The organism is Acutalibacter caecimuris, from assembly GCF_034335085.1.
Taxonomy (GTDB): domain Bacteria; phylum Bacillota; class Clostridia; order Oscillospirales; family Acutalibacteraceae; genus Acutalibacter; species Acutalibacter caecimuris.
The window spans coordinates 23,996-47,635 of sequence record NZ_JAWXXJ010000002.1 but is presented as its reverse complement, the minus strand read 5'-3'; the positions used below and the strand labels follow the sequence as shown (position 1 = coordinate 47,635).

Annotated in this window: 22 protein-coding genes; 5 read left to right on the top strand and 17 right to left on the bottom strand. The window is 57.2% G+C overall.

Features of this window, described 5'->3' with window-relative positions; translation table 11 throughout:
- Nucleotides 1-30: 30 nt before the first annotated feature.
- On the bottom strand, nt 31-1,437 hold the full coding sequence (locus U8U01_RS01550; protein WP_367575590.1) for an NCS2 family permease: 1,407 nt from the start codon (nt 1,435-1,437) through the stop codon (nt 31-33).
- A gap of 181 nt (nt 1,438-1,618) precedes the next feature.
- Complete coding sequence (locus U8U01_RS01545) at nt 1,619-2,038, bottom strand: pyridoxamine 5'-phosphate oxidase family protein (protein ID WP_322169347.1); 420 nt, start codon at nt 2,036-2,038, stop codon at nt 1,619-1,621.
- Nucleotides 2,039-2,280: 242 nt separating this feature from the next.
- On the opposite strand from U8U01_RS01545, the gene U8U01_RS01540 reads away from it, so the two are divergent.
- A complete protein-coding gene (locus U8U01_RS01540) occupies nt 2,281-3,051 on the top strand; it encodes a transglycosylase domain-containing protein (protein ID WP_322169344.1) in 771 nt (256 codons plus the stop codon).
- An 83-nt stretch (nt 3,052-3,134) separates the two neighbouring features.
- Here U8U01_RS01540 and U8U01_RS01535 read toward each other — a convergent pair whose 3' ends face one another.
- Nucleotides 3,135-3,992: a GNAT family N-acetyltransferase gene (locus U8U01_RS01535; protein ID WP_322169341.1), complete on the bottom strand. Its 858-nt coding sequence runs from the start codon at nt 3,990-3,992 to the stop codon at nt 3,135-3,137.
- Between the two features lie 571 nt (nt 3,993-4,563).
- Here U8U01_RS01535 and U8U01_RS01530 point away from each other — a divergent pair.
- On the top strand, nt 4,564-5,340 hold the full coding sequence (locus U8U01_RS01530; protein ID WP_322169338.1) for a methyltransferase domain-containing protein: 777 nt from the start codon (nt 4,564-4,566) through the stop codon (nt 5,338-5,340).
- An 81-nt stretch (nt 5,341-5,421) separates the two neighbouring features.
- Complete coding sequence (gene leuA, locus U8U01_RS01525) at nt 5,422-7,113, top strand: 2-isopropylmalate synthase (protein ID WP_322169846.1); 1,692 nt, start codon at nt 5,422-5,424, stop codon at nt 7,111-7,113.
- A 53-nt stretch (nt 7,114-7,166) separates the two neighbouring features.
- Here leuA and U8U01_RS01520 read toward each other — a convergent pair whose 3' ends face one another.
- The 11 genes from U8U01_RS01520 to U8U01_RS01470 all read right to left on the bottom strand — a co-directional run bounded on the left by U8U01_RS01520 (nt 7,167) and on the right by U8U01_RS01470 (nt 17,170).
- The gene (locus U8U01_RS01520) at nt 7,167-8,069 is read right to left on the bottom strand and encodes a glycoside hydrolase family 25 protein (RefSeq protein WP_322169335.1); all 903 of its coding nucleotides are present in this window, start codon (nt 8,067-8,069) and stop codon (nt 7,167-7,169) included.
- Between the two features lie 26 nt (nt 8,070-8,095).
- Complete coding sequence (locus tag U8U01_RS01515) at nt 8,096-8,986, bottom strand: GH25 family lysozyme (protein WP_322169333.1); 891 nt, start codon at nt 8,984-8,986, stop codon at nt 8,096-8,098.
- A 205-nt stretch (nt 8,987-9,191) separates the two neighbouring features.
- Nucleotides 9,192-9,401, bottom strand: coding sequence for a cold-shock protein (locus U8U01_RS01510; protein WP_322169330.1), 210 nt, complete (start codon nt 9,399-9,401; stop codon nt 9,192-9,194).
- Nucleotides 9,402-9,674: 273 nt separating this feature from the next.
- Complete coding sequence (locus U8U01_RS01505) at nt 9,675-10,304, bottom strand: histidine phosphatase family protein (RefSeq protein WP_322169328.1); 630 nt, start codon at nt 10,302-10,304, stop codon at nt 9,675-9,677.
- 258 nt (nt 10,305-10,562) lie between these two features.
- Nucleotides 10,563-11,234 carry a ComF family protein gene (locus U8U01_RS01500; protein WP_322169325.1) on the bottom strand — a complete coding sequence of 224 codons (672 nt, stop codon included), beginning with the start codon at nt 11,232-11,234 and terminating at the stop codon, nt 10,563-10,565.
- Nucleotides 11,231-12,739: a UDP-glucose--hexose-1-phosphate uridylyltransferase gene (locus tag U8U01_RS01495; RefSeq protein WP_322169322.1), complete on the bottom strand. Its 1,509-nt coding sequence runs from the start codon at nt 12,737-12,739 to the stop codon at nt 11,231-11,233. The genes U8U01_RS01500 and U8U01_RS01495 overlap by 4 nt, the downstream gene beginning before the upstream one ends.
- Before the next feature lie 159 nt (nt 12,740-12,898).
- Nucleotides 12,899-13,360: a gamma-glutamylcyclotransferase family protein gene (locus tag U8U01_RS01490; RefSeq protein WP_322169319.1), complete on the bottom strand. Its 462-nt coding sequence runs from the start codon at nt 13,358-13,360 to the stop codon at nt 12,899-12,901.
- Between the two features lie 78 nt (nt 13,361-13,438).
- Nucleotides 13,439-14,854 carry a cysteine--tRNA ligase gene (cysS, locus tag U8U01_RS01485; RefSeq protein WP_322169316.1) on the bottom strand — a complete coding sequence of 472 codons (1,416 nt, stop codon included), beginning with the start codon at nt 14,852-14,854 and terminating at the stop codon, nt 13,439-13,441.
- A gap of 172 nt (nt 14,855-15,026) precedes the next feature.
- Nucleotides 15,027-15,692: a serine O-acetyltransferase EpsC gene (gene epsC, locus U8U01_RS01480; protein ID WP_322169314.1), complete on the bottom strand. Its 666-nt coding sequence runs from the start codon at nt 15,690-15,692 to the stop codon at nt 15,027-15,029.
- Nucleotides 15,693-15,699: 7 nt separating this feature from the next.
- On the bottom strand, nt 15,700-15,885 hold the full coding sequence (locus U8U01_RS01475) for an AAA family ATPase (protein ID WP_322169312.1): 186 nt from the start codon (nt 15,883-15,885) through the stop codon (nt 15,700-15,702).
- 103 nt (nt 15,886-15,988) lie between these two features.
- Nucleotides 15,989-17,170: a ribose-phosphate pyrophosphokinase gene (locus tag U8U01_RS01470; protein WP_322169309.1), complete on the bottom strand. Its 1,182-nt coding sequence runs from the start codon at nt 17,168-17,170 to the stop codon at nt 15,989-15,991.
- Between the two features lie 648 nt (nt 17,171-17,818).
- On the opposite strand from U8U01_RS01470, the gene U8U01_RS01465 reads away from it, so the two are divergent.
- Complete coding sequence (locus tag U8U01_RS01465) at nt 17,819-18,718, top strand: hypothetical protein (protein WP_322169306.1); 900 nt, start codon at nt 17,819-17,821, stop codon at nt 18,716-18,718.
- A 248-nt stretch (nt 18,719-18,966) separates the two neighbouring features.
- Nucleotides 18,967-20,235, top strand: a complete 1,269-nt coding sequence (locus U8U01_RS01460; protein ID WP_322169303.1) for a prolyl oligopeptidase family serine peptidase — start codon at nt 18,967-18,969, stop codon at nt 20,233-20,235.
- A 525-nt stretch (nt 20,236-20,760) separates the two neighbouring features.
- On the opposite strand, the gene U8U01_RS01455 is transcribed toward U8U01_RS01460, so the two are convergent.
- The 3 genes from U8U01_RS01455 to U8U01_RS01445 form a co-directional block, all read right to left on the bottom strand.
- Nucleotides 20,761-22,038, bottom strand: a complete 1,278-nt coding sequence (locus tag U8U01_RS01455; protein ID WP_322169300.1) for a M28 family metallopeptidase — start codon at nt 22,036-22,038, stop codon at nt 20,761-20,763.
- Between the two features lie 131 nt (nt 22,039-22,169).
- Complete coding sequence (tagD, locus tag U8U01_RS01450) at nt 22,170-22,559, bottom strand: glycerol-3-phosphate cytidylyltransferase (protein WP_322169297.1); 390 nt, start codon at nt 22,557-22,559, stop codon at nt 22,170-22,172.
- 44 nt (nt 22,560-22,603) lie between these two features.
- The gene (locus U8U01_RS01445) at nt 22,604-23,638 is read right to left on the bottom strand and encodes an iron-containing alcohol dehydrogenase family protein (protein WP_322169293.1); all 1,035 of its coding nucleotides are present in this window, start codon (nt 23,636-23,638) and stop codon (nt 22,604-22,606) included.
- Nucleotides 23,639-23,640 lie beyond the last annotated feature (2 nt).

Below are 23,640 nucleotides of genomic sequence, written 5' to 3'. Positions count from 1 at the left end.
CTCCCTTTTTTTACCCTTTTAGGGCCAGCCTTACATGGGCACAATCAGCGTGATAATACGCAGCGCGAACAGTCCAAAGGACACCCACATCACCGGGTGTATATCCTTTACCTTGCCGGTGCAGACTTTCAGGATAACCCAGGCCAGAATGCCGAACATGATGCCGTTGGCAATGGAGTAGGTGAAGGGCATCATAACAAGGGCCAGGAAACCGCCTACCACATCGGCAATATCACCGTCGAACTTCATCTTCAGCACAGATTTCATCATCAAGAGGCCAACAAACAGCAGGGCCGGGGTGGTGGCAAAGCTGGGGATTGCCAGGAAGATGGGGGACAGGAACAGGGCCAGCACAAACATAATGGCCGTGGAAACTGCCGTTAGGCCGGTGCGGCCACCCTCGGCCACACCCGCGGTGGACTCTACATAGCTAGTAACCGTGGAGGTACCCAGCACAGAGCCTGCCACCGTGCCGATGGCGTCACTCATCAGGGCCGGGCCGGCGTTGGGGAGCTCGCCCTTTTCGTTGAGCAGGCCGCCCTGATCCGCCACGCCGATGAGCGTGCCTACGGTGTCGAACAGGTCCACAAACAGGAACGCAAACACAATGGCCGCGAAGTTGACAATATGCCCGGCCGCAAAGCCGAAGTCAAATTTGAAGAAAGACGGGGCCAGGGAGGGAGGCAGAATGCCGCCGCTGAAGTCCGGGATCAGTGACAGCCCCTGGTACCAGCCGCAAAGCTGGGCGATGATCCCCAGCACCCAGGTACCCAGAATGCCCCACAGGATGGAGCCCTTGATCTGGAAATGCCACATAATGCCAATAAGGATGAGCCCCACAAAGGCCAGCACCACCTCGGCGCTGCCCAGGTTGCCCAGGGCCACCAAAGTGGAGGAACTGACTGTGGCGGTGCCATCTTCACCCACAATGGCAAAGGCGTCGGTGGTCACAATGCCCGCACCTTTGAGGCCCACAATGGAGATAAACAGGCCAATGCCCGCGGAGATGCCGTACTTCAGGTTGGCGGGCACAGAGTTTACCAGTGTTTCCCGGAACTTGAAAATGGAAAGGATGATAAAAATGACGCCTTCCACCAAAATAGCGGTCAAAGCCACCTTCCAGGGCTCGGTAATGCCCATGTTTATGAGCGTGGGGCATACCGTATAGGCGAAATAGGCGTTCAGCCCCATGCCGGAGGCCAGGGCCACCGGGTAGTTGGCAAACACACCCATAATCACCGTGGCAATGGCTGCGGATACGGCAGTGGCTGTGAACACCGCCCCCTGGTCCATACCGGCATCAGCCAGCATACTGGGGTTAACCGCCAGTATGTAGGCCATGGAAAGGAAGGTTGTAATACCGGCAATGACCTCAGTTTTTATGTCAGTGCCATGCTCCTTCAGCTTAAAGTGCGCGAGTAACTTTTCCAATAGTATCCCTCCTAAGGAGATTCCCCCTGAAAGATTTTTTTAATACAGGGGTTCTTTATAAGTATAACCGCATATTCAAAGAAAATCAACCATTTTGTTACAATTTATTCATAAATCTCCAATCTTTCCGCCCTCTGCCCACGAAAAAAGAAAAGCCCACCGGCAAAATGCCTGCGGGCTTTCCCTCTTATTCCAATGTATACCGGGTACCGTGAGAGAGCAGCAGCCCGTCTGTCAGCGCGATGCGCAGGATGACCGTGTTCTCATCCCCCAAGTCTGTGTGCCCGTTGCCGATCCACCCGGCAAAAGCCTTCCGCAGCGTTTGGGCAATGGCCTGGTTTTCCTCCCGGCCAAAAAAGCCCAGGTCCGTGCCTGTCCCATGGCCCGTAAACCAATCCCCGGCGATTGCCACAGCCGGGGACTCCCCGATCTGCCGCATCTTGTTGGACATTGCGTGGGTGATCACATAAAATGCCCCGTCCGCATAGTAGGCGTTTACGTTTCGCACATAGGGCACACCGTCCTCCACCGTTGCCAAGGCGATTACCGTATCTTTGCCGAACCGTTCGCGCATGATCCCTTCAGCCTCTTGTCCCCAGTTCCCCATACAAGTTCCCCCTGCTCTTTTTTTGTAACATGATACCATGCCCCATCCACCCTGTCAAGCTGGCCCCCCGGCTGCCTACCGAAAGGGTTTCTCCCCTTTTCAAAGCTGATGGGGTGAAAGGGGCAAAGCCCAACCTTACAAAGATGTAAGCCCCTGACAGGGAACTGAAAGATTTTCCGTAAGGAATTTGCAAGAAAGCCCCGTTATACTAATAGCAACAACACAGCAAGGGAGCGATTGATATGAAAACCAAAAAGAGACGGACCGTTGCATTGTACATCCGAAACACATTCCTTGCCCTGTTTGTGGCCTGCGTACTGGCGGCAGGCGCGGTGGCAATGCGCGGGTACTTCCTGTATACCGCCGCGCTGGAAAATCTGCCCACCCAAACCGCCGCCAGGCAGATACGGCAACAGCCCGGCTTTACCCCCATTGGCCAGTTGCCGGAAACTTACCTGACCGCAGTGGTTTCCGTAGAGGACCACCGTTTTTATGAGCACAACGGCCTGGACCTTATCGCCATTGGCCGGGCCATCTACCATGACATATGTACCCTGTCCTTTGCCGAGGGTGGCAGCACCATTACCCAGCAGTTGGCCAAAAACCTCTATTTCACTCAGGAGAAGGAATTTACCCGCAAAGCTGCCGAGGTATTTATGGCCTGGAAACTGGAGCATGATTTCACCAAAGAGGAAATTTTGGAACTGTATGTAAACAGCATCTATTTTGGCAGCGGCTGCTATACCGTGGGCGACGCCAGCCAGGCCTACTTCCACAAGACCCCTGGCGAAATGGATGACAACGAATGCACCCTGTTGGCGGGTATCCCCAACGCCCCCTCGGTGTACGACTTAAACGAAAACCCTGACCTTGCCCGGCAAAGACAGCGCCAGGTAGTAGAACTGATGGTAGAATATGGCGGCCTCCCCCGCCACCGGGCCAGCCTGATTTTAGACGGCACCGCCCAGGTAACGGAAGTAACCCTGGGCACAGAGGCTGCCCCGGCCGCTTGACAGCCCTTGCCCAGAACCCTCTTTTATTAAAAGCCCTACCCTCCCGGCACAGGAGAGGGTAGGGCTTTTTGTATGTTCCCCGGTCAGTGGCATCCGTCCTCCAGCTTATACTGGCTGCAATCCTCCCATACCGTAAAACCGATCTTCCTGTATACCCGGTTGGAGATAGGGTTCTGCCTGTTCACAAACAGGCTGCAGAACCGCCGCCCGCCTGCCAGCACCGCCCGGCACAGGGCGGCTACGGTGTTCTGGCAGTAGCCCTGCCCCCGGTATTCGGGCGGGGTATATACGGCGCTGACACATACCCCGCTGGGGGTTTCCCTGGAGGTGCGGGCCGTGGAAACCAACTGCCCGCTGCTGTCCTCCATTACCCACACCTTCCCTTCGGCAATGCGGGCCCCGTCGGTTTCCAGCCGCTGGGCGAGTTCGCATTCCTCCTGTAGCGCCTCTGCCATAAAGCAGCACATCCAACGGGCAATGGTTTCCGTGTCCGCTGGCACCGCCTTGCGCACCCGTCCTGCCACCGGGGGCGGTTCCACCAGTCTTTCCAGGATCATAATGTCCATCGCGCTCTGTAGCCGGAAACTGCCGCCATACGCCTTGATAAAGGGGGCGCAGAGATGCTCTCCCCCTGTTACCCCGGCAATTTCCTCCCCCCGCTCCCGCAGGTAGCCCGCCAGCGCGGCCGCAGCCATGCCGGCCGCCTCCCCGGCCGCCGGCGGCGCATTTAGGCACAGGTTCCAGGGAGCTGTATGGCCGAACAGCAGCAACACCTGGCCCGCCTGCTCATATCTGCCAAACAGCAAACCGGGGTGGCAGTCCGCCGTGGCGTTGGCCTGCGCATTACCCCGGTTCAGTTGTGTAACAGCCTCGTTAGCCTCCAGATAACCTCTGTTTTCTTCTAAAAAATCGCCAGGTGTACCGTAAAGTTTCAGCGTCATAGCAGCCCCTCCTTCAAAATATTTCGTCTATTATAGCATACGCCGGTATGGCTGTCAACATATGGCTGCTACAGGGAGTGGCCGGCTATTGGGGGCATGGGCAATTTGCGTGGCGAGCCCGGCTGCCAAGGGGCCATCAGGTTTCCATAAACTCCCGCGCAAAATCGCCCTTGACAAAGGAAAGGACATCGGCTATAATAGACGAATAACAGGAAAAACTGTGACGGGAAGAAGGCGGCATGGTGGCTTTACAGAGAGCCTGCGGGTGGTGTGAGCAGGCAGGCGGTGTGGCGCGTATACTGATCCCTGAGTTGCCTGGCGGAAAAGCAGCCCGGTTTGGGTTGGCCCAGTAGGCCCAGGACGTGTGGTGGCGTTATACACCCGGCCTTGTCGGAGGCTATGAGCGCTTTGGTGCAAGCCAGGGCGAAACACGGGTGGTACCGCGTAAATCTTTGGATTTTCGCCCCGGATGCTTTCTTTTGGGAAGTATCTGGGGTTTTTGTTTTGCGCGGCGGGCCGCCCGGAGGGGCTGCCAGGCTGGGGCTGAAACCAACAGGAAAGGATGCTTGTTATGTCTGACTGGAACCCGCAGCAATATCTGAAATTCAAAAAGGAACGCACGCAACCGGCCTGGGACTTGGCTGCACGCATTGAAATAGCGGCCAGCCGTGCCCTGGACGTGGGCTGTGGCCCAGGGAACAGCACCCAAGTGCTGTGCAACTTCTTCCCCTATATGGAGGTTACTGGGGTGGATTCTTCCGCTGCCATGATTGAAACAGCCCGGCAGGAACACCCGGCGCTGCACTTCCAACAGTGTGACATCAGCACCGGCCTTGACAGCCTGCCAACAGACTACGGCCTGATCTTTTCCAATGCCTGCTTACAGTGGGTGCCGGACCACCAAACCCTGCTGCCACGGCTGATGGATCACCTGTGCCCCGGCGGGGCGCTGGCGGTCCAGGTGCCGGTAAATTTTGACGAGCCCATCCATCAAATCATTGCACGCACTGTGGAGTTGCCCCAGTGGCGGGAGCGGGTGCCCTATCACCGGCATTTTTACACGCTGCGGGCAGAAGAGTATTTTGACCTGCTGGCCGAAACCGCCGAGGACTTCACCATGTGGCAAACCGTGTATATGCACCGTCTGCCTGGCCATGCGGCCATTATGGAGTGGTACAGCTCCACAGGGTTAAAACCCTACCTGGACGCAGCGGTGGACGAAGAGGCCAGGGACGGGTTTTACCATGAAATTTACCGGCAGGTAAAGGAGGCGTACCCCATCCAGGCAAACGGCGAAGTGATCTTCCGGTTCCCACGGCTGTTCTTCATTGCGCGGAGTTATTCATAAAGGAACGGCCGCCCGATACCTCCTGCCAATCCCAAAAACGATTCCCATCATATATGCAAACCCAAGAAAGGAATGACCCCTATGAACCCCGGTTACAAAAAGTACAAGCCCTTCCAGCCTATTGCCCTGCCTGACCGCACCTGGCCAGACAAGGCCATCACCCAGGCGCCGGTATGGTGCAGCGTAGACCTGCGGGACGGCAACCAGGCCCTTGTGAACCCCATGAACCTGGAACAGAAATTGGAATTTTTCCAGATGCTATGCGACATCGGCTTTAAAGAGATTGAGGTGGGTTTCCCCTCAGCCTCGGAAACGGAATACGAGATACTCCGGGCCCTCATCGACCAAAACCTGATCCCGGACGACGTGACCATTCAGGTGCTGGTGCAGGCCCGTGAGCATCTGATCCGCAAAACCTTTGCGGCCATTGACGGTGCCAAAAATGTTATTGTCCACTTCTATAACTCCACCTCTACCCTACAGCGCAAGGTGGTATTCAACACCGATATGCAGGGCGTTATTGACATCGCGGTGGAGGGGGCAAGGCTTATCCGCCAACTGACCGAGGAGGTCACCCAAAACAGCGGCATCAATATACGCTACGAGTATTCCCCCGAAAGTTTTTCCGGCACCGAAATGGACAACGCGGTGCTGATCTGCGACCGGGTACTGGAGGAATTGGGCGCGACTCCGGAGAACAAGGTCATCATCAACCTGCCCAATACCGTAGAGATGTGCACGGCCAACACCTATGCCGACCAGATCGAATACTGCTGCCGCCACATGAAACACCGGGACAGCGCCATTATCAGCCTGCACCCCCACAATGACCGGGGCACTGCCACCGCGGCAACAGAGTTGGGCATACTGGCCGGCGCCGAGCGGGTAGAGGGCACCTTGTTCGGCAACGGGGAGCGTACCGGCAATAGCGATATCATGAACCTGGCGATGAATATGTACTCCCAGGGTGTAGACCCGGCACTGGATTTCAGCCATATTAGCCATATCCGGGAGGTCTATGAGCGCTGCACAGAGTTGGATGTCCACCCCCGGCACCCCTATGCAGGAGCGCTGGTGTTTACGGCCTTCTCCGGCTCCCACCAGGACGCCATCAACAAGGGCGTCAACTTTATGCAAAAGGAGCAGTCCCTCTACTGGGAGGTGCCCTATCTGCCTATTGACCCGGCCGACCTGGGCCGGCAGTATGAGCCCATTATCCGTATCAACAGCCAGTCCGGCAAGGGCGGCGCGGCTTTTGTTATGCACCAGAGTTTCGGCTATATCCTGCCCAAAGCCATGCACCCTGAATTTGGCCGGCTGGTGAAAAAAGCCTGCGACCAGCGGGGCCGGGAGATCAGCCCCGAAGAGGTCTTTGATATCTTCAAAGGCGAGTACCTGGAGGTAACAAAACCCTACAATCTGCTGACCTATAAGATTTTTGAGGAAGATGGCGGCGACGGCCGGGTGATTGTGGACTTTGAGGGCTCCATCCGCCACCACGGCGAAACCAAGGCCATTTCCGGTAAAGGCAACGGGCCTATCGACGCTTTCTTTAACGCCATTGGGGCAATCGGGCTAAACCACTATGCGTTTGTATCCTACAGTGAGCACGCCATTTCGGCCGGCGCCGACTCCAAAGCAGTGTCGTATATCCAGCTCAAGCACGACGGCGAGGTTATATTTGGCGTGGGCGTTGACAGCAACATCAGCATAGCGTCCATCAAGGGCATCATTTGCGCTATTAACCGCCAGTTGAAAAACGAAAAGCAGTAACAAAAAAAGAGAGGCAGCCCGGTATCTGGCCTCTCTTTTTTTATGTTTCCCGGCTAGTGGTATGGTTCAAAGCACAAATCCAGATCCACCGTGGTTTCTATCCCCGGCACTGTCCCGCTTTCGCTGTACTGCCACATACGGAACCCATAGCACACAGACGGCAACGGGTTGTACTCCGCATACCAGAAGTCAAAGGCTTTTAACTGCTCCAGGTCAAAGAAGTTATAGGCCTGGTTTTTATTAAAGTACACACAGGGCTGGTAGCCCCCCTCCCTGATCCGCTTGCAAAAGGCCACCGCGCATTTCGTCACCGTTCCGCCCGGACAGTTATAAGCCCGCAGGGTGTCTGCCGGCAAGGTGTCGCTGGGCACAGGGTCCTCCCAGTCATAAACCACCGGATAGGTCAGTTGTGTATCCCCCAGTTTTTCCAGCACAAATTCCGCTTCAGCCACAGCTTCGTCCTCTGTTACCGCCTGCGAGAAAAAGTATACCCCCCGCTGGATGCCCGCATTGTCCGCACCCTGTAGGTTTTGCTGGAATTTCCCGTCCTCCTCTAAAAAGCCCTGGGTCATGCCCCGGTAGCCCAGCCGGATAATGGCAAAATCCACCCCGGCGGCCTTTACCGCGTACCAGTCGATTTCCCCTTGGAACTCCGATACGTCAATGCCCACAGCCGCCTCCGGGTAACGGAGGGACCCGTCCTCGCCGGCCGTAAACTTCCCGTGGTCATAAAGGTTGTCCGGTATGTCATAGTCCGGCACGATCATTTCACCGTTGTAGATGTCCTGCACCAACCGCATCCCCTCCGGGATCACCGGCCCGCTGTTGGGTTCCGGGCCATCACCGCTGTCACGGGTGAGGAACACGATCAACAGGGTGATCAACACCACCACCAGCGCTACCGCGGCGCAGATAAGGGACAGCTTTTTGATCTGCTCTTTGGTCAAACCGTTCATGGATGCCTCCTTTTTCAGCGGCCACATCAGTTGGCGTAATTCTTCATGGAAATGCTGACCGGCACCTGCACGGAAATGCCCGGCACATCCCCCTGCTTGGTGTACTGCCACATTTTAAAGTCGTAATAGAGGCTGGGGGGCGAACGGAATTCGGCATACCACATATCATAACCGCTCAGCCGGGTAAGGTCCAGCCGGTTGTACACCATAGATTTATCAGCATAATAGCAGGGGGTAAAGCCAGCCGTTTTGATAATGCCACAGAAGGTGTCAATGAACCCCGTTACCTGGTCGCCGTTGCACCGGATGGTCCGGGAGCTCTCGTCCTGGGTACCGTCATCCTTAAGGTCGTACTCCCAGTAAAAGGCAATGGGGTATTTGACGGAATACTTCCCCCGGATACTCTCCAACACATACTTGGCCTCGGCTTCCGCCTCCGCGTCGGTTACGGCCTTCGAGTAAAAATAGACCCCCACCGGCAGGCCGGCGTCAATAGCGCCCTGCATATTTTTATCGAAGTTGGCATCAGGGATAAGGCGGCCCTTTACGGTTTCCCGGTAGGCCACCCGGATCATGGCAAAGTCTACATCGCTGGCCTTCACCTGTTGCCAGTCTATATCCCCTGCTTTGGAGCCCACGTTGATACCCACAAAGGAGTCGCCCCCCATATATCGGACAACGCCGTTATCCTCCACAAAATTGTCCGGCTGATAGGAATTGGCGGGCACCCCCTCAAAATAGGGGATGGTGGTATTCCCGTCGTAAAGGTCATTGACCTGCGCGGTACCACCGGCATGGCTGATAAACTCTACCAGCGAGGTACGGGGCCCCTGGGCCAGCGTAATGGCGGATATGGCCACAATTACTGCCACCAACAGCACCGTAACAGCTAGGAACAAGCTTTTGCCCATTTTCATGGCAGTCATCCTTTCTGTTATGTATTTGGCAGGGCCGGCCGCCCTGCTGCCTACCCAGTATTATACATGAAAACTGTCGAAAAGGCAAGCCGTCCGGCGGAATCCCCAAAATTTCCACCAAAACAGGACGGTACAGGCGCGTAAACCGGCGCAAAAAACCAGGCCCTGCCGGTTGGCAGGGCCTGGCCATGTTTCATCGTTTTGCTTACAGCTTAACGACGTTCACCGCGCGCAGCTTCTCGCTGTTCTTGGGATCGGGCTCGGTTTCAAACGTAACCTTCTGGCCCTCGTCCAGGGTCTTGAAACCGTCGGCCTGAATGGCAGAGAAATGCACAAAAACGTCCTCGCCGCCCTCGTCGTTGGAAATGAATCCATAACCCTTTTCTGCGTTGAACCACTTGACTGTACCGTTCATGTTCGGCACCTCCATGAGAATGTTTCGCATCCCGACTAGCCAGCCGGTTTCCCGGCCGCGGGCACTCCGGAGGTCCGGCGTTCCCTGACTGAAGGGCTTGGCACCGCAGACTTCCGCCCGGCCGCACCGTACCCTAAAAGAACTCACAGCTTGTGTAAATCATCAGACACCCAACGACTTACAGAAACTGTGAGTACATTTCACGTGCTATCAGAATACACGTTTAGTATAGCATCCGCCAGAAGGTTTGTCAAGAGGATTTCACAGATTTTCTCATCCTTTGTCGGATTTTTCTATTGGCCAGGGCACCCTGTCAAATACCTCCATCACCGGCTCCCTTGCCCACAGCGTGGGGGTAATCCGGGCCGAGTACCCAAAACCGGGGTCGCACAGCCAGTCCTGGGGCTGCGCACGGGGTAAGCCAAAACCTGCCAGTATCAGGGTAAGCACCCCTGCCGGGGCTACCAATACCGACTCGCCTATCCCCCTGCCCAGCAGGTTTTCTACCAGCATCTGGAACCCCTTGCACACCCGCCGGAAAAACACCTGCCCGCTCTCCCCGTTGGGGGGCGCCCCCTGCCCGGCCAGCCACTGGGCAAATCGGGGGTCATCCCCCAGGTCAGCGGCAGTCTTGCCTTCCCAGTCGCCAAAATCGCACTCTGCCAGTTCCAGTATCACCTCCGGCTGGGCCTGGGGATAAAGGGTTTTCAGGGTATCCACACTGGCAATGGCTGGGCTGGCGCAGAAAAACTCCGCCTGCGGGTAGCGGTATTCCCGCTTGTAACCTGCCAGCTCCGCCACGGCCCGCATGGCCAGGGGCGACTGGGTACGCCCCACATAGCGGCCCTCCTGCGTGCCCTGGCTGGGCATGGCCCGCAACAGATGGATAACATATGACCTCATGTTCCGCTCCCCTTTCCGTCCATATCATGCCCTTATTATAGCGGAAAGCCCGCAGGAATACAAGCCCGCTTTTTTGCTTTCGGGCCGTGGCTCCGCATACACAACGTTAGTTTTGGCCGGCTATGCCCTCTTCATACATCACCGGCACTAGGGCTACACCCGCCCTTTTAGGTGTACAGGAAAACAGATCCCCAAAGCCGGTGGGGGGGGGAGCTGGCAATCCTGTTATACCCAAAGGCAAACTTGAAGATGGGCTGCCTAGGGCAGATCCCCAGGCGGCGTATCAGCCGCACAAACACAGCGCACTTCACGGGCGCCTGCCAGATAAAGGGTCTGGGCACACTCCCGCAGGGTACTGCCTGTGGTGACGATATCATCTACCAGCAGCAGGCGGCGGCCGGTAAGGGCAAACCTGGCCTGGTAGGCATTCCGGGGGTTTTCCAGCCTTGCTGCCCGGCCCAGGCCGTGCTGGGCCTGTGTACGCCGGGCTTTCTCCAAAGCGTCTGTCAAGGGCAGGCCCAATGCTTTTGCCAGGTACTTGGCCAGTAACCTGCTCTGGTCATAGCCACGTTTCTGCCGGTCGGCCCCGTACATAGGCGCATAGGCCACGCCGTCAAAACTGGCTATGTCCCCCGCGGCCTCCGCCATCAGCCAGGCAATGGGCCGGGCCAGCGCCTGCTGCCCCTGGAACTTAAAGCCGTGTAGCGTTTCCCGGAACCCGCCTGTATAGGGCAATGCAGAGCACACCCCCAGGCTTCTGTTCCCGGCCAGGGTAATTTCCCTGCACAGGGGCTCCTCCGGCAGTTCGTCCACGCATTCCTCACAGAATAGCCTTCCTATCGGAACCACCTGTCCACACAACAGGCACCGGCCTGGAAAGAACAGCCCCAGCACCCATTCCACCAGCGAAACAGGGTAATCTATCCTCACTGTACCGACGCGCAGAACCGCCGGAAAGCCTCCCTGCCGGCCCCGTTGTCTTTATATACCCCGGCATTGCCCAATATCTCACCGAAGATTTCCCCTATACACACCTGTATGGCCCGATCGATGGTTTCAGCCGGCAGGTTTTTGGCTTTCAGTTCCCGATACCACGCCTGATGTTTCTCCATCTCCGGCCGGGCCATGATCTCCCCGGCCTTCTCCGGCTCCCGCAAGGCCTGGGCTAACAGGCCGGTTTCCGTCAACAGGCGGGGGGGCAAAATCGCCAGGCCCATGACCTCGATCAGCCCAATATTTTCCTTCTTGATATGATGGTACTGGGCATGGGGATGGAACAGCCCTAAAGGATGCTCTTCTGTGGTGCGGTTGTTGCGCAACACCAAGTCCAGTTCAAAATCCTCTCCCCGCCGCCGGGCAATGGGGGTAATGGTATTGTGGGGCGTATCCCCCGTAAAGGCCAAAATGTCCGCGGCCGGGTCACTGTACCCCCGCCAGGCTGTCAGGATCTTATCCGCCAGTTCCACCAGCCGGGCCCTGTCCCCTGAGCGCAGGCGGATCACCGACATGGGCCAGTTGACGATCCCCGCCTTCACGTCCTCGAACCCGGGGAAAGCAAGTTCCTCCCGCAGCCCGGCTTTTGCCATTGGGAATTCGAAGTTCCCTCCCTGGAAGTGGTCGTGGGTGAGGATAGACCCTCCCACAATGGGCAAATCGGCGTTGGAACCCAAGAAATAGTGGGGCAGGAACGCTACAAAGTCCAGCAGGCGGGCAAAACTTTCCCGGCTGACCTTCATGGGCCGGTGGGCCTCGCTGAGCACAATGCAGTGCTCGTTATAGTATACATAGGGGGAATACTGCAAAAACCACTTCTCACCGCAAAGTTCCAGGGGGATCAACCGGTGGTTGCCCCGGGCTGCCTGGTTGGCGCTGCCCAGGTACCCCTCATTTTCCCGGCAGAGGGCGCAGGCCGGGTACCCGGTTTGGGGGGCGTTTTTGGCCGCGGCAATGGCTTTTGGGTCCTTTTCAGGCTTAGAAAGGTTGATGGTAATGACCAGTTCTCCATAGGGTGTGGGGGCGGTCCAAAGCCGGTCTTTCTCAATTCGGTCAACCCGTATGTAGTTGCTGGCCCGGCTCAGGCCGTAATAATAGCTTGTAGCCGCCTGGGGGCTCTCTGCATACAGGCTTTTAAACCGTGCCGTCACCTCTGAGGGCCGGGGCGTCAGGCAGGCCATCAGCTCGGTGTCCAACTGGTCCCGGGTGTCCCGGTTATCCGGGTCCAACCGTCCCTGGCCGGCGACCCAATCGCAAAGCTGCTCCAATGGCCCGGCCGGGTAACGGAGCGTTTCATCCACAGGCACCGGGGCAAAGCTGCCTGCGCCCAGCACCACCAACAGCCGGTTGGCGGCCCATGCCCGATCCTCCTCTGCAATCAGCCCCTGCTGTACGCCGTATTGCAGCAGCCGGCTGATTTCCAAATTGACGTCCACCTTCATAGCGATCCCTCCTTCGTGTTTACTGCCATTTTACACCATTGCCGCTGCCAGGTCAAGTAGGCGCGGGAACGGCTATGCCTAAAATTATTGCGTGCCCCCACCCTATGGCTAGAGGCACGCAACGAAACCAGCTATAAATAAAACATGACTTACCCTTGGCTACCCCACACAGGCCCAGTCCTCCGCCGCACGTTCCAGCACAGCGGTGTCCAGGCCAAAGGCCGCAAAGCCTTCCATACAGGCACGCAGGTACGCGCCGTCCGGCTGGGCAAGGGGATGCCCTGCCTGCATGATATAGACAAGCGCTGTTTCCCGGCGCGGCCTGCCCGTTTCAAACTCGGTAAATGCCACAGGCAGCGTTTCCTTGCGGTACAGGGTGGGCCAATCCTCATACTCGTCCAGAGCCGTTTCATGGCATGGTTCAATCTCCCACAGCCCCACTGGCGCACAGCTACCGGGGCAGGGCTCCACCGTCAGGTATACCCCCTGCCCACCGGCACGGAACAGCAGCCGGTAATCTGCCAACTGCCCTGCGCCCACCCGCCGGGCCCCAGGGCAACGCACCTTCATCTGTTCTATATTCAAGTTGCTGCCATACGCGGCATACAGCTTTTTTTCCATCCCGATCCCCCTCAGAATTGAAAACACCGCATAAAGTTGTTGGCGTGGACGATGCAGTTTTGCCGCCCACGCCTGCTTTTACGCCTTGATATGCCACTCCACGCCCTGGGGGGTGTCCTTTAGCACCACACGCCTGGCCGCCAGTTCGTCACGGATGGCATCTGCCAGGCTCCAGTCTTTTGCTTTCCGGGCAGCGGCACGCTTTTCCAACAGGCTTTCAATCTCCTCTGCCAGCGCCGCGGGAACCCCGCTGTTTTGGGAGCCTGCCTTTTCCCCGGCCGCAAGCAGATCCAGGGAAAGCACCTGATCAAAATCCCCCACTAAAAACCGTTTCGTTGCGTCGTCCAGGTCGGACTTCAACATATTGTACAGCACGGTCAGCGCTTGGGAGGTGTTCAGGTCATTGCACAGGGCCTCCCGGAACCTGGCCTGCCATACCTGGGCAGCCTGGGTATCCGGTTGGCCGTCCTTTGCAAGAGAGGCGACTCTCGAAACCAGTTTCTGGTAAGCATTGGCGGCGTTATCCAGGCTCTCAAAAGAGAACGTCAGGGGCTTACGGTAATGGGATTGCAGGTTAAACAACCGGTAAACCAGAGGGTTATAACCCTTTTCTTCTAGCAGGGAAACCGTTAGTTTCGCGCCTCTAGACTTGCTGATCTTCCCGCCGGCGTCGTTCAAATGCAGGACATGGAACCAGTACTTGCACCAGGGGTGGCCCAGGTACGCCTCACTCTGGGCGATCTCATTGGTGTGGTGGGGAAAGGCGTTGTCAATACCCCCGCAGTGGATATCCAGATATCCCCCCAGGTTTTTAATGCTGATGGCTGAGCATTCAATATGCCAGCCGGGATAGCCCAGCCCCCAGGGGCTTTCCCATTTGAGTTCCTGGTCATCAAATTTAGACTTGGTAAACCACAGCACAAAGTCGGTTTTACTGCGCTTATTGCTGTCTGCTTCCACGCTATCCCGTACGCCCACGGCCAGGTCATCGGCGTTCTGGTTGCCAAAAACATAGTAATTCTCCAGTTTGGCCGTGTCAAAATACACATTGCCCCCGGCCAGATAAGCATAGCCCTTGTCCAGCAGCGCGGCTACCATCTGGATAAAATCATCAATGCAGCCGGTAGCGGGCACTACGGTGCCGGGGCGGCGGATATTCAGCTTTTGGCAGTCAGCAAAGAAAGCGTCCGTATAAAATGCCGCCAGTTCCAGCACAGACTTATGCTCCCGCCGGGCCCCTTTGAGCATTTTGTCCTCCCCGGTGTCCGCATCCGAGGTCAAGTGGCCGACGTCGGTAATGTTCATCACCCGGTCTACCGCATAACCCTCGTAGCACAGGGCTTTTTCCAGGACATCTTCCATAATGTACGACCGCAGGTTGCCGATGTGCGCAAAGCCGTATACCGTTGGCCCACAGGTGTACATCCTGATCTTCCCCGCCTCATGGGGGATAATTTCCTCTTTTTTCATGCTCAAGCTGTTGATTAGCTGCATATGGATCACCTTCCTTTTTTCGGTGGGCTTTTTTAAACGGCTGCCCGATCCATGGGCCCTTGAAAGCCCTCTGCCGCGCAGCAGGAGGGATTTTACCCCGCTTTCCCGGCCCGTAGGCTGGATTTTCTCTTGCCCACATCTTTTGTTATGCTGATCCTCCGGTCCTCTGCCCTCATTGGCCCGCCTGGCCTTCGCCGGTGATCTGAACGACCCGTTTCTCCAGCCGCTCCAACTGGCCCCGCAGGCGGCACAGCTCCATGCTGACCGGATCCGCCACATGGATTTGGTCCAGTTTATGGCTGGCAGGCAGGTCGATCTTCTGACCGCCGATGCGCACCACCCGCGCCGGCACGCCAACCGCCGTGGCGTTGGGCGGTACGGCGTCCAGCACCACGGCCCCGGCGGCCACCCGGGCATTGTCGCCTACCGTAAAGGGGCCCAGCACCTTAGCGCCTGCGCCTACCAGCACATTGTTGCCCAGGGTGGGGTGGCGCTTGCCCTGGTCTTTGCCGGTGCCGCCCAGAGTCACGTTTTGGTAGAGGGTGCAGTTGTCGCCAATCTCCGTGGTTTCGCCGATCACTACCCCCATGCCGTGGTCAATGAACAGCCCCCGGCCAATGGTAGCGCCGGGGTGTATCTCAACACCTGTCTTTCTTCTGGCGTGCTGGGAGATGGCCCGCGCTATGAACTTCATCCCGTGGCGGTGGAACCAGTTGGCCCGCCGGTAGGCCCGCACGGCCTTAAAGCCCGCATACAGGAAATAGACCTCCAGCCGGGAACGGGCCGCCGGGTCCCGCTGCATAACAGCGTCGATATCTTCTCGCAATCTGTCAAACACAGTGCGCTCACCTCATAGCTTGTTTACTGGGATACGGCAGCCCCTTCCCTGTTTCCGGGCTTACCGCCTGCACTTTCCGCAAAAGCCGGTCATAATTGACCACCGGCACACCCAACTGCTCCGACAGCCACCAGGCAAGCGTGGACTTCCCCGCTCCCGGCATCCCAGAAACCATGATCATCGTGCCTGCCATATCCTGCCACCATCCTATGCGCCCTTTGTCCTCCCTGTGCCACCTTTGGCAGTTGTGGGGGGACGCCGGCCCCCGACTCCCGCTCTCCGTACGCCCCGGCCCCTTAGAATGTTAACTGCTTGTCCATGTGCAGGGCCTGCTCTGCCCGGCGCTTTTCCAGCAGGGCGGTAATTTTGGCGTGGGGGTCTATGAGCTGGCTGATCGCCATGTCATGGTTTAGTGCCGAAATATAACAGGAAATGTACTTGGACACATCCACCTCATAGAACCAGGGGCGGTTTTTCAGCTCTTCAGTGCGGTAGGTCAGGTTGGTGCCGAATACCCCATCCAGCACGCCTTCCCGGTATGCCTTATCAAAAGCGTCCAGGCCTTTGGCAAAAATGGCAAAAGTGGCAAAGGCAAAGAACCGCTTGGCCCCCCGCTGTTTCACGTTGTAGGCAATATCCAGCATGGATTCGCCGGAGGAAATGATATCGTCCGCCACAAAAATGTCCTTACCCTTTACGTCCGTACCCAGGTATTCGTGGGCCACAATGGGGTTACGGCCATCCACCACCCGGGAATAATCCCGGCGCTTGTAGAACATCCCCATCTCCACCCCCAGCACCGAGGCGTAGAACATATTGCGGTCCAGGGCCCCTTCGTCCGGGCTGATAATCATGAAATCGTCCCGGTCCACCACCAGGTCAGGGAAACTGCGGAACAGTTTTTTCAGCACCTGATAGGAGGGCATCAGGTTGTCAAAACCCATTAGGGGCACGGCATTTTGCACCCGGGGGTCGTGGGCATCAAAGGTCAGCACGTTCTGCACGCCCATATGGGCCAACTCTTGCAGGGCAAAAGCCCCGTCCAGAGATTCCCGGTACTTGCGCCGGTGCTGGCGGCCGCCGAACAAGGTGGGCATAATGACAGTAACACGGTGGGGCTTGCCGCTGGCGGCCTGGATAATGCGCTTGAGATTTTGAAAATGGTCATCGGGGGACATATGGTTCTCTACGCCAAAATAGGGGTAGGTGGGGCTGTAATTGCCCACGTCCACCACAATAAACAGGTCGTAGCCCCGTACGGTCTGGTCGATAATGGCTTTGGCATCGCCGGAGTTGAACCGGGGGCAGCTGCTCTTCAGCCGGAACGTGTCTACCTCCATGCCGGCCCTTCTGGCCCAACGCACCAGATGGGCATCGATCTTTTCCGCCAGTTCCTCCGCGCCTTCCAGGGTAATGATCCCCAGGGGCGCCACCCGATCCTCCAGACTGAAAAATGACGATTGCCTTTTCTCTTCCATTACTGTTGTTCCTCCATTCCTCATACAGCGCTATGGCAGCGCCAATAGCGTACAACGGGCACTCCTTTGGCTTCTATCCGCCTTATTATACCACAGTTTCGCCGCCGGTGCCAACCCCATTTTACCATGTAAAACTAATCTCCGCAAACTTTGTGCGGAATGTAAAATGTAAATTCACGCCAGACAAAAGCGTAGGCAAAATGACAGGCAGGAAAGGGTGGCCTATGCTACAATGTACACGGCACCAACCGGCATAGCACCGATAAGCTATGTGGCCGTGTACCGGGATTTATCTCTTTCAGAGCTAAATCCCCCAGTGTTTTTCACCTCATGCACACGGCACCAACCGGCATAGCACCGATAGGCTATACGGCCGTGTACCGGGATTTATCTCTTTCAGAGCTAAATCCCCCCAGTGTTTTCCATCTCTATGCACACGGCGCCAACCGGTATAGCACCGATAGGCTATACGGCCGTGTACCGGGATTTATCTCTTTCAGGGCTAAATCCCCCAGTGTTTTCCACCTCTATGCACACGGCACCAACCGGTATAGCACCCATAAGCTATACGGCCGTGTACTGGGATTTATCTCTTTTAGAGCTAAAGCACTGTACTCTCCAAACCCTTACCATGAAAGGAGCCTCTTTATGACCCCCGAAATGCTTTCCCACTTCCGTTCTACCGGCCCGTTTACCTACCCCGGCCTCTATGCCGGCTACTTCCGCTCCCTCCCGGACAACCCCCATGCCCTGGGGGATCTGATCTCCCACCAGATCATCCACCGGGTCACCCTGGCACAGGGCAATCAGTATGCCAACGCCGACCTGCGCTATGGCGATATGACCCGCTGGCCCTGGTACCGCGCCCCTTGCGAGGATGACATCTACCTGACCGCCCCTTCCATAGCCGCCGGGCTATTCCGCCTGGACGAGCGTGGATTTGTACCGGACCGGCTGGTGGAACACAAGCTGGTGCTTACCTGCCGGTTTGTGTCGGTACTGGTCAGTTCGATTTACAAAGCAAAAGGGCTGCCCTGCCGCAGCCGGGCAGGGTTCGCCCCCTATATCCGGCCCGGCACCAGCATGGACCACTGGATCAACCAACTGTGGCTGGAGGATCAGGGCCGCTGGCTGACCTTTGACGCCGACGGCTTTTACCAGGGCCTACCCATGCCCATCACCCAGTATGATATGCAGCCCGGCGAGTTTGATTGGGCGGCGGATGCCTGGCTGGCCATCCGCCGTGGGGACACGGACGGTACCCAATTCCTGTACGCCGACAGGCAGGGCACCAACAGCCTGCGGGCTGTGGGGCGGTACCTGGTGTATGACTTCCACGCCCTGATGAACCATGAAATCTCCTATGTGTTCCAACCCCGGTTTATGGAGGGTTTCCTCCTGGGCGGGGCGCCTTTGGGGGAAGAAGATCTGGGGCTGCTGGATCATCTGGCCCAGCTTATGGCCGACCCGGACAAGAACTTCGCGGCCTTGCAGGCCCTATGGGACGAGGAGCGCCGCTTGCGGCAGCTTAGCAGCCCGTTGGTATAACGGACGCGCCCCAGCCCCGGATAAACCCTCTTCCCCAACCGTAAGCCGGGCCCCTTCAACGGGGTTCCCGGCAGGGGATGGAAAAGTTTCGTCCACCTTTTCAAAGGGGAAAGGTGTGGGGCAGCGCCCCACTGCCTTCCAGCCAGGCACCCCACCCAGTGGGGAACACCTTGACAACCTCCGGCTTTTGCAGTATAATTATACCAAAAGCACATAGCGATACAACTGTATTTTAGGGAGGTTTTACAATGAGCAATGGTTACTACACATTTACCCGCATCACAGACTTTGGGCCCTATGTCACCCGCATCCTTTTACCCCTACCCGCCCCGGTTGTGGCCAGCGCGGTGGATACCGGCTGTTTCTCTGTCCATGTGCGCCGGCTGGACGAGCGGGGGGACGTGATGCTGCTGGCCAAAACCTGGTTTGACGCCACCAACCGGGTAGCCAGCCAGGGGTACATCCCTGTTACCAAAGCCTACCCGGCCAATCAACAGGGCCAGCCCCTCCCGGAGGGTAATTTCCTGGCGCTGGAGATGGCCTATGGGCCCCTGTTCCCCCTGTCCGCCAGGGTATCCTGCCCCCAGGATCACAATGTGTATGTACATATGCAGTATGAGATCACCCAGATAAAGGCACTGGAAAGCAAAGACGGCACCCTCTCCGGGCTGCACTATGGCTTCCCCCTGGGCGACTGTATGCCTGCGGCCAGCGGATGGCACAACAGTTGTTCTGCCGGGGAAGAGCCCTTGGGCTACGGCTATTTCATCCCCCAAACCGCCGAGAGCAGTCCCCGCCCGCTGATCGTCTGGCTCCATGGCGCCGGGGAAGGCGGCCAGGATCCCACCATCGCCTACACGGCCAACAAGGTGGTAGCCCTTACCGCGCCCAAGGTGCAGGCCCTGTTTGGCGGGGCCTATGTGCTGGCCCCCCAGGCCCCTACTTTCTGGATGAACGATGGCAGCGGTGAGTACGGCCACACAGGCAAAAGCATATACAGCCAGGCTCTAAAGGCGTGTATCGACCAGTTTATTGCCCAGAACCCCCACATCGACCGCAACCGGGTGTTTATCGGCGGGGACAGCAACGGGGGATTTATGACCATGCGGATGCTCATTGACTTCCCGGATCTTTTTGCCGCTGCCTTCCCCATCTGCGAGGCCCTGTATGACGACGTTATCACCGACGAAAATATCGCCGCTATTAAGGATAAGGGCATCTGGTTTACCCACGCGAAAAACGACCCGGTGGTGATCCCCCAGGAAACTGTGGAGCCTACCTATCATCGGCTGATCAAGGCTGGGGCCCAAAATGTGCACTTTACCTTCTGGGATAAAATAGAGGATATCCACGAAGGGTTCACCGGCGAAAACGGCCAACCCTTTGAGTATATGGGCCACTTCGCCTGGATCCCCATGCTCAACGATGACTGCCGCTTGGACTATGACGGCTCCCCCGTCACCTGGGACGGCCAGGAAGTGTCCCTGCTTACGTGGCTTAGCCGCCAGGGGCTTTAATGGGGCGCTGCCCCATACCCCGCTTAGGGCCCTTTTTGAAAAAAGGGCCCTAAGAACCTCCAAAAACTTTGGAGGGGCACAATCCGGGCGTTCTTTTTGTTTCAGCGTGAACCACGCAATCAAGCGCGGCAAGGCTTTACGTTTTTTGTTGTGCTGTTAGGGTGAGGCCATGGGGCGCCGCCCCATACCCCGCTTAGGGCCCTTTTTGAAAAAAGGGCCCTAAGAACCTCCAAAAACTTTGAAGGAGCACAGTCCGAGCGTTCCTTTTGTTTCAGTGTGAACCACGCAATCAAGCGCGGCAAGGCGTTACGTTTTTTATTATGTCATTATGGTAAGGTTTCGGATAAAACCCAAACCGTAAAACCGACATAATAAAAATCGGATGTAAAGCCTTGCCGCGCTTTTCTGTGTGGAGGCCGGCTGAGGGAGCAAACACTTCCCAGCCATGCCACTTTTGTTTTGGTCCAGCTTTTTCAAAAGCTGGCAGGGGTTTGGGGACAGCGTCCCCAAGGTCGTAAACCCGGCCTATTTTTGTTCCTCAGCCTCGGCGAGTTCCTTTTTGTAGAGGTACTTTTCCACTTCCTCCACCATGTTTTTGGGGATCTCCTTTTTCACGGGGAAAGCGGTAGCGTTCACCATATCCCGCGAGAAAGCCAGCACATAGCGGGCGGTTTTCTCCAGGCCCTCGGAGGAGAGGAAACTAAGGGTATCAAACCGGTTATGGATGTACGCGGCCCCTGGCGCACCGAACCGGGTAAAGTTCACGGCGGGCACACCGCTATCGGCAAAGGGGATGGAGTCGCTGGAATAGATGCCCTGTTTCACGTCAGCCGAGTAGCCCCGCACCTGGGTAGAATAACGGATATAGTTCACCAGGCTCTCTTCGCCTGTTACCGCCACACCGTCACGGCCCAACACCGGGCCGCCCACGTCGGTGTTGATCATCAGCACATGGTCTTTCAGTTCGTCCTTATGGGCTTTCACATAGGCCCAGCTACCTTCCAGGCCAATTTCCTCACTGCCGTACCACATAAACTTCACGGTACGCTTGGGCGGGTTCTCCTTAAACCAGCGCAGCACCTCCATATTAATAACAGAGCCTGCCCCGTTGTCGTACACGCCCTTAGAAAAATCCACCGAGTCATAGTGGGCCCCAAAGGAAACGATCTCCTCCGGCTTTTCTGTGCCCGTAATGGTGGCCACCACATTGTGAGAGGTGCGCTCTACCGTTTCGTTTTTCAGCACCAACCGGGCCTTGCAGGCCCCCCGTTTCACCATATCAAAAGCGTCCAGCACCCGGGTGTGTACCATGGGCACATTGCCAAAGGCCCGCAGGGTACGGCGCAGCATCCGGGTGGAAAGGTCCGTACCCTCCCGGTCATCCCGCAGGTCGCCTTCCATGGTGACGATGCCCGCCACACCGGCTTTCATCAGCTTGCGGAACAGGGGCACCCGCATAAAGCCGTTTACCAGCACGATCTTGCCCTCGGCCCCGGCCAGATCCACCTCGTTGCCGCCCTCTACATAGAGGAATTCCGCGGTCAACCCGCCCTGGTAGGTGTTTTTGGCGCACTTATAACCGGTAACCGGGTATTCCTGCTGGAAAGGCTCCAAAATCTCCAGCGTAGCGGTTTCCACCTCCGCATCCTCAATCTGGAACGCCTCGATCTGGGCAGGCACGCCTATTTCCTCACACTCTGCCTGCAAAATTTCTGCGGCCTGCAACTCTTCCGCCGACCCGGCCACCCGGGTAAAGCCAATTTTTTCCAGCAGGCCCATAGCCCTTTTGCCTGATACTTCCATGTCCTGATACCTTCCTTTATTATAAGTTTGATGGTGTTGATTTTGGTGCCTATGCTATCTATGTAAAGCCCTATGCCTCTATGGGGCGTGGGCCGGCACGTAAGGCGGCGCGGGCAATACTCCCCCGCCGTTCAGGTAGCCAGATCCTGCTTGATCTGGGTGGTGGATATCTCCGGGGTGCGGGGGAGGTAGACCACCTGGCAGTAGTCCTGCAAAAAGTCGAACTTCCCCCTCCAGTCATCGCCCATCACAAAGGTATCCACCTTATAAAGCTGCACGTCATTGGCCTTCTGCTCCCAGCACTCTTCGGGGATGACCAGGTCCACGTAACGGATGGCTTCCAGCAGCCGCAAGCGTTCTTCATAGGTAAAGTAGCACTTTTTCTGCTTGGCATTCCAGTTGAATTCATCCGTAGAGAGGGCCACGATCAGGTAATCCCCCAACTCCCGGGCACGCTTGAGCAGGTTGATGTGCCCGTAGTGGATCAGGTCAAAGGTGCCGTAGGTTATCACACGTTTCATCCTAAATCTCCCATCCTTTCATCCCCTTCAGCCGGGGCGGGTACTCAGGCGGTTTCTTCCACCAGGGCCCGATAAACGGCCCGCACCCGCTCTGTGCCCAGATCCGTTTCGTGCAGGTAGGTGTACCGGTTCTGGCGCATCTCGGTGGCGTGCTGTATGCAGTATACAAAGCCCTCCTCCCCCAGCCCCAGCCGCCGGGGGTTGATATCCACCCCAAACCGGCGCAGGTATTCCAACTGGGGGGCATAGCTGTGGTCGGTAAGCATCAGCACCGCCACCGTGCCCAATGCCACCTGGATGCCGTGGAGGTTTTTCGTTTCGCCAAAATAGTCCAGGGCATGGCTGAACAGGTGCTCAGACCCGCTGACCGGCCGGCTGGTGCCCGCAAACTGCATAGCAATGCCCGAAAGCACCAGAGAATTGGCCAGCACCTCAATAAATCCCGGCTCAATCCCGGCGTACTGGGTCTTCATCAGGGCGTCCAGGGACGTCTTGGACATAAGGTAGGCGTAGCCGTTCATCTCCTCCTTCTCCCGGGCCACGGCCAACTCCCAGTCCAGCAAGGCCATGTGGTTGGAGATGGTGTCCCCGATCCCCGCCTTGATCAACTGGATGGGCCCCTGCAAGATAACCTCCGTGTCCACAATCAGCATGGATGGCATGGCAGCGCCCAGGCTTTTAGGCTTTTTGTCCCGTTTCAGCAGCACGGCAATGGGGGAGGCGATACCGTCATTGGCCATGGTGGTGGCAATAGACAGCAGCGGCCGCTTGGAGATATACGCGGCGTATTTGGCCACATCCAGCACTTTGCCGCCGCCCATAGCCACAATACAGTCAATATCCGTGGCAATCACCCGCTCTGCCACCGACATGGCGTAGCCAATGGTGTTGCTGTCAATATACTCCTCCTTAATGGTCCCGATCTCCCCCAGTTGGGGCCGTACCAAGTGGCTGTACAGCTTGTCCACCACCGGGTCGGATACATACAGCAGCTTGCCCCCCATATGGCTTTCCGCCAGGGTCTTGCCCACCTGCCGGATGTACCCCGGCCCTATCTTCAGGATCTCCCTGCTCTCCATAC

Excerpts from the sequence above, each read along its gene's own strand:
- U8U01_RS01535 (WP_322169341.1), bottom strand. The coding sequence starts at position 3,992 with ATGACGCTGAAACTTTACGGTACACCTGGCGATTTTTTAGAAGAAAAC.
- U8U01_RS01455 (WP_322169300.1), bottom strand. The coding sequence starts at position 22,038 with ATGGAAGTATCAGGCAAAAGGGCTATGGGCCTGCTGGAAAAAATTGGC.
- U8U01_RS01545 (WP_322169347.1), bottom strand. The coding sequence starts at position 2,038 with ATGGGGAACTGGGGACAAGAGGCTGAAGGGATCATGCGCGAACGGTTC.
- U8U01_RS01490 (WP_322169319.1), bottom strand. The coding sequence starts at position 13,360 with ATGGAAAAAAAGCTGTATGCCGCGTATGGCAGCAACTTGAATATAGAA.
- cysS (WP_322169316.1), bottom strand. The coding sequence starts at position 14,854 with ATGCAGCTAATCAACAGCTTGAGCATGAAAAAAGAGGAAATTATCCCC.
- U8U01_RS01540 (WP_322169344.1), top strand. The coding sequence starts at position 2,281 with ATGAAAACCAAAAAGAGACGGACCGTTGCATTGTACATCCGAAACACA.
- U8U01_RS01470 (WP_322169309.1), bottom strand. The coding sequence starts at position 17,170 with ATGGAAGAGAAAAGGCAATCGTCATTTTTCAGTCTGGAGGATCGGGTG.
- U8U01_RS01460 (WP_322169303.1), top strand. The coding sequence starts at position 18,967 with ATGAGCAATGGTTACTACACATTTACCCGCATCACAGACTTTGGGCCC.
- U8U01_RS01475 (WP_322169312.1), bottom strand. The coding sequence starts at position 15,885 with ATGGCAGGCACGATGATCATGGTTTCTGGGATGCCGGGAGCGGGGAAG.
- U8U01_RS01520 (WP_322169335.1), bottom strand. The coding sequence starts at position 8,069 with ATGAACGGTTTGACCAAAGAGCAGATCAAAAAGCTGTCCCTTATCTGC.
- leuA (WP_322169846.1), top strand. The coding sequence starts at position 5,422 with ATGAACCCCGGTTACAAAAAGTACAAGCCCTTCCAGCCTATTGCCCTG.
- U8U01_RS01530 (WP_322169338.1), top strand. The coding sequence starts at position 4,564 with ATGTCTGACTGGAACCCGCAGCAATATCTGAAATTCAAAAAGGAACGC.
- U8U01_RS01515 (WP_322169333.1), bottom strand. The coding sequence starts at position 8,986 with ATGAAAATGGGCAAAAGCTTGTTCCTAGCTGTTACGGTGCTGTTGGTG.
- U8U01_RS01510 (WP_322169330.1), bottom strand. The coding sequence starts at position 9,401 with ATGAACGGTACAGTCAAGTGGTTCAACGCAGAAAAGGGTTATGGATTC.
- U8U01_RS01445 (WP_322169293.1), bottom strand. The coding sequence starts at position 23,638 with ATGGAGAGCAGGGAGATCCTGAAGATAGGGCCGGGGTACATCCGGCAG.
- U8U01_RS01495 (WP_322169322.1), bottom strand. The coding sequence starts at position 12,739 with ATGAAGGTGGACGTCAATTTGGAAATCAGCCGGCTGCTGCAATACGGC.
- tagD (WP_322169297.1), bottom strand. The coding sequence starts at position 22,559 with ATGAAACGTGTGATAACCTACGGCACCTTTGACCTGATCCACTACGGG.
- U8U01_RS01465 (WP_322169306.1), top strand. The coding sequence starts at position 17,819 with ATGACCCCCGAAATGCTTTCCCACTTCCGTTCTACCGGCCCGTTTACC.
- U8U01_RS01505 (WP_322169328.1), bottom strand. The coding sequence starts at position 10,304 with ATGAGGTCATATGTTATCCATCTGTTGCGGGCCATGCCCAGCCAGGGC.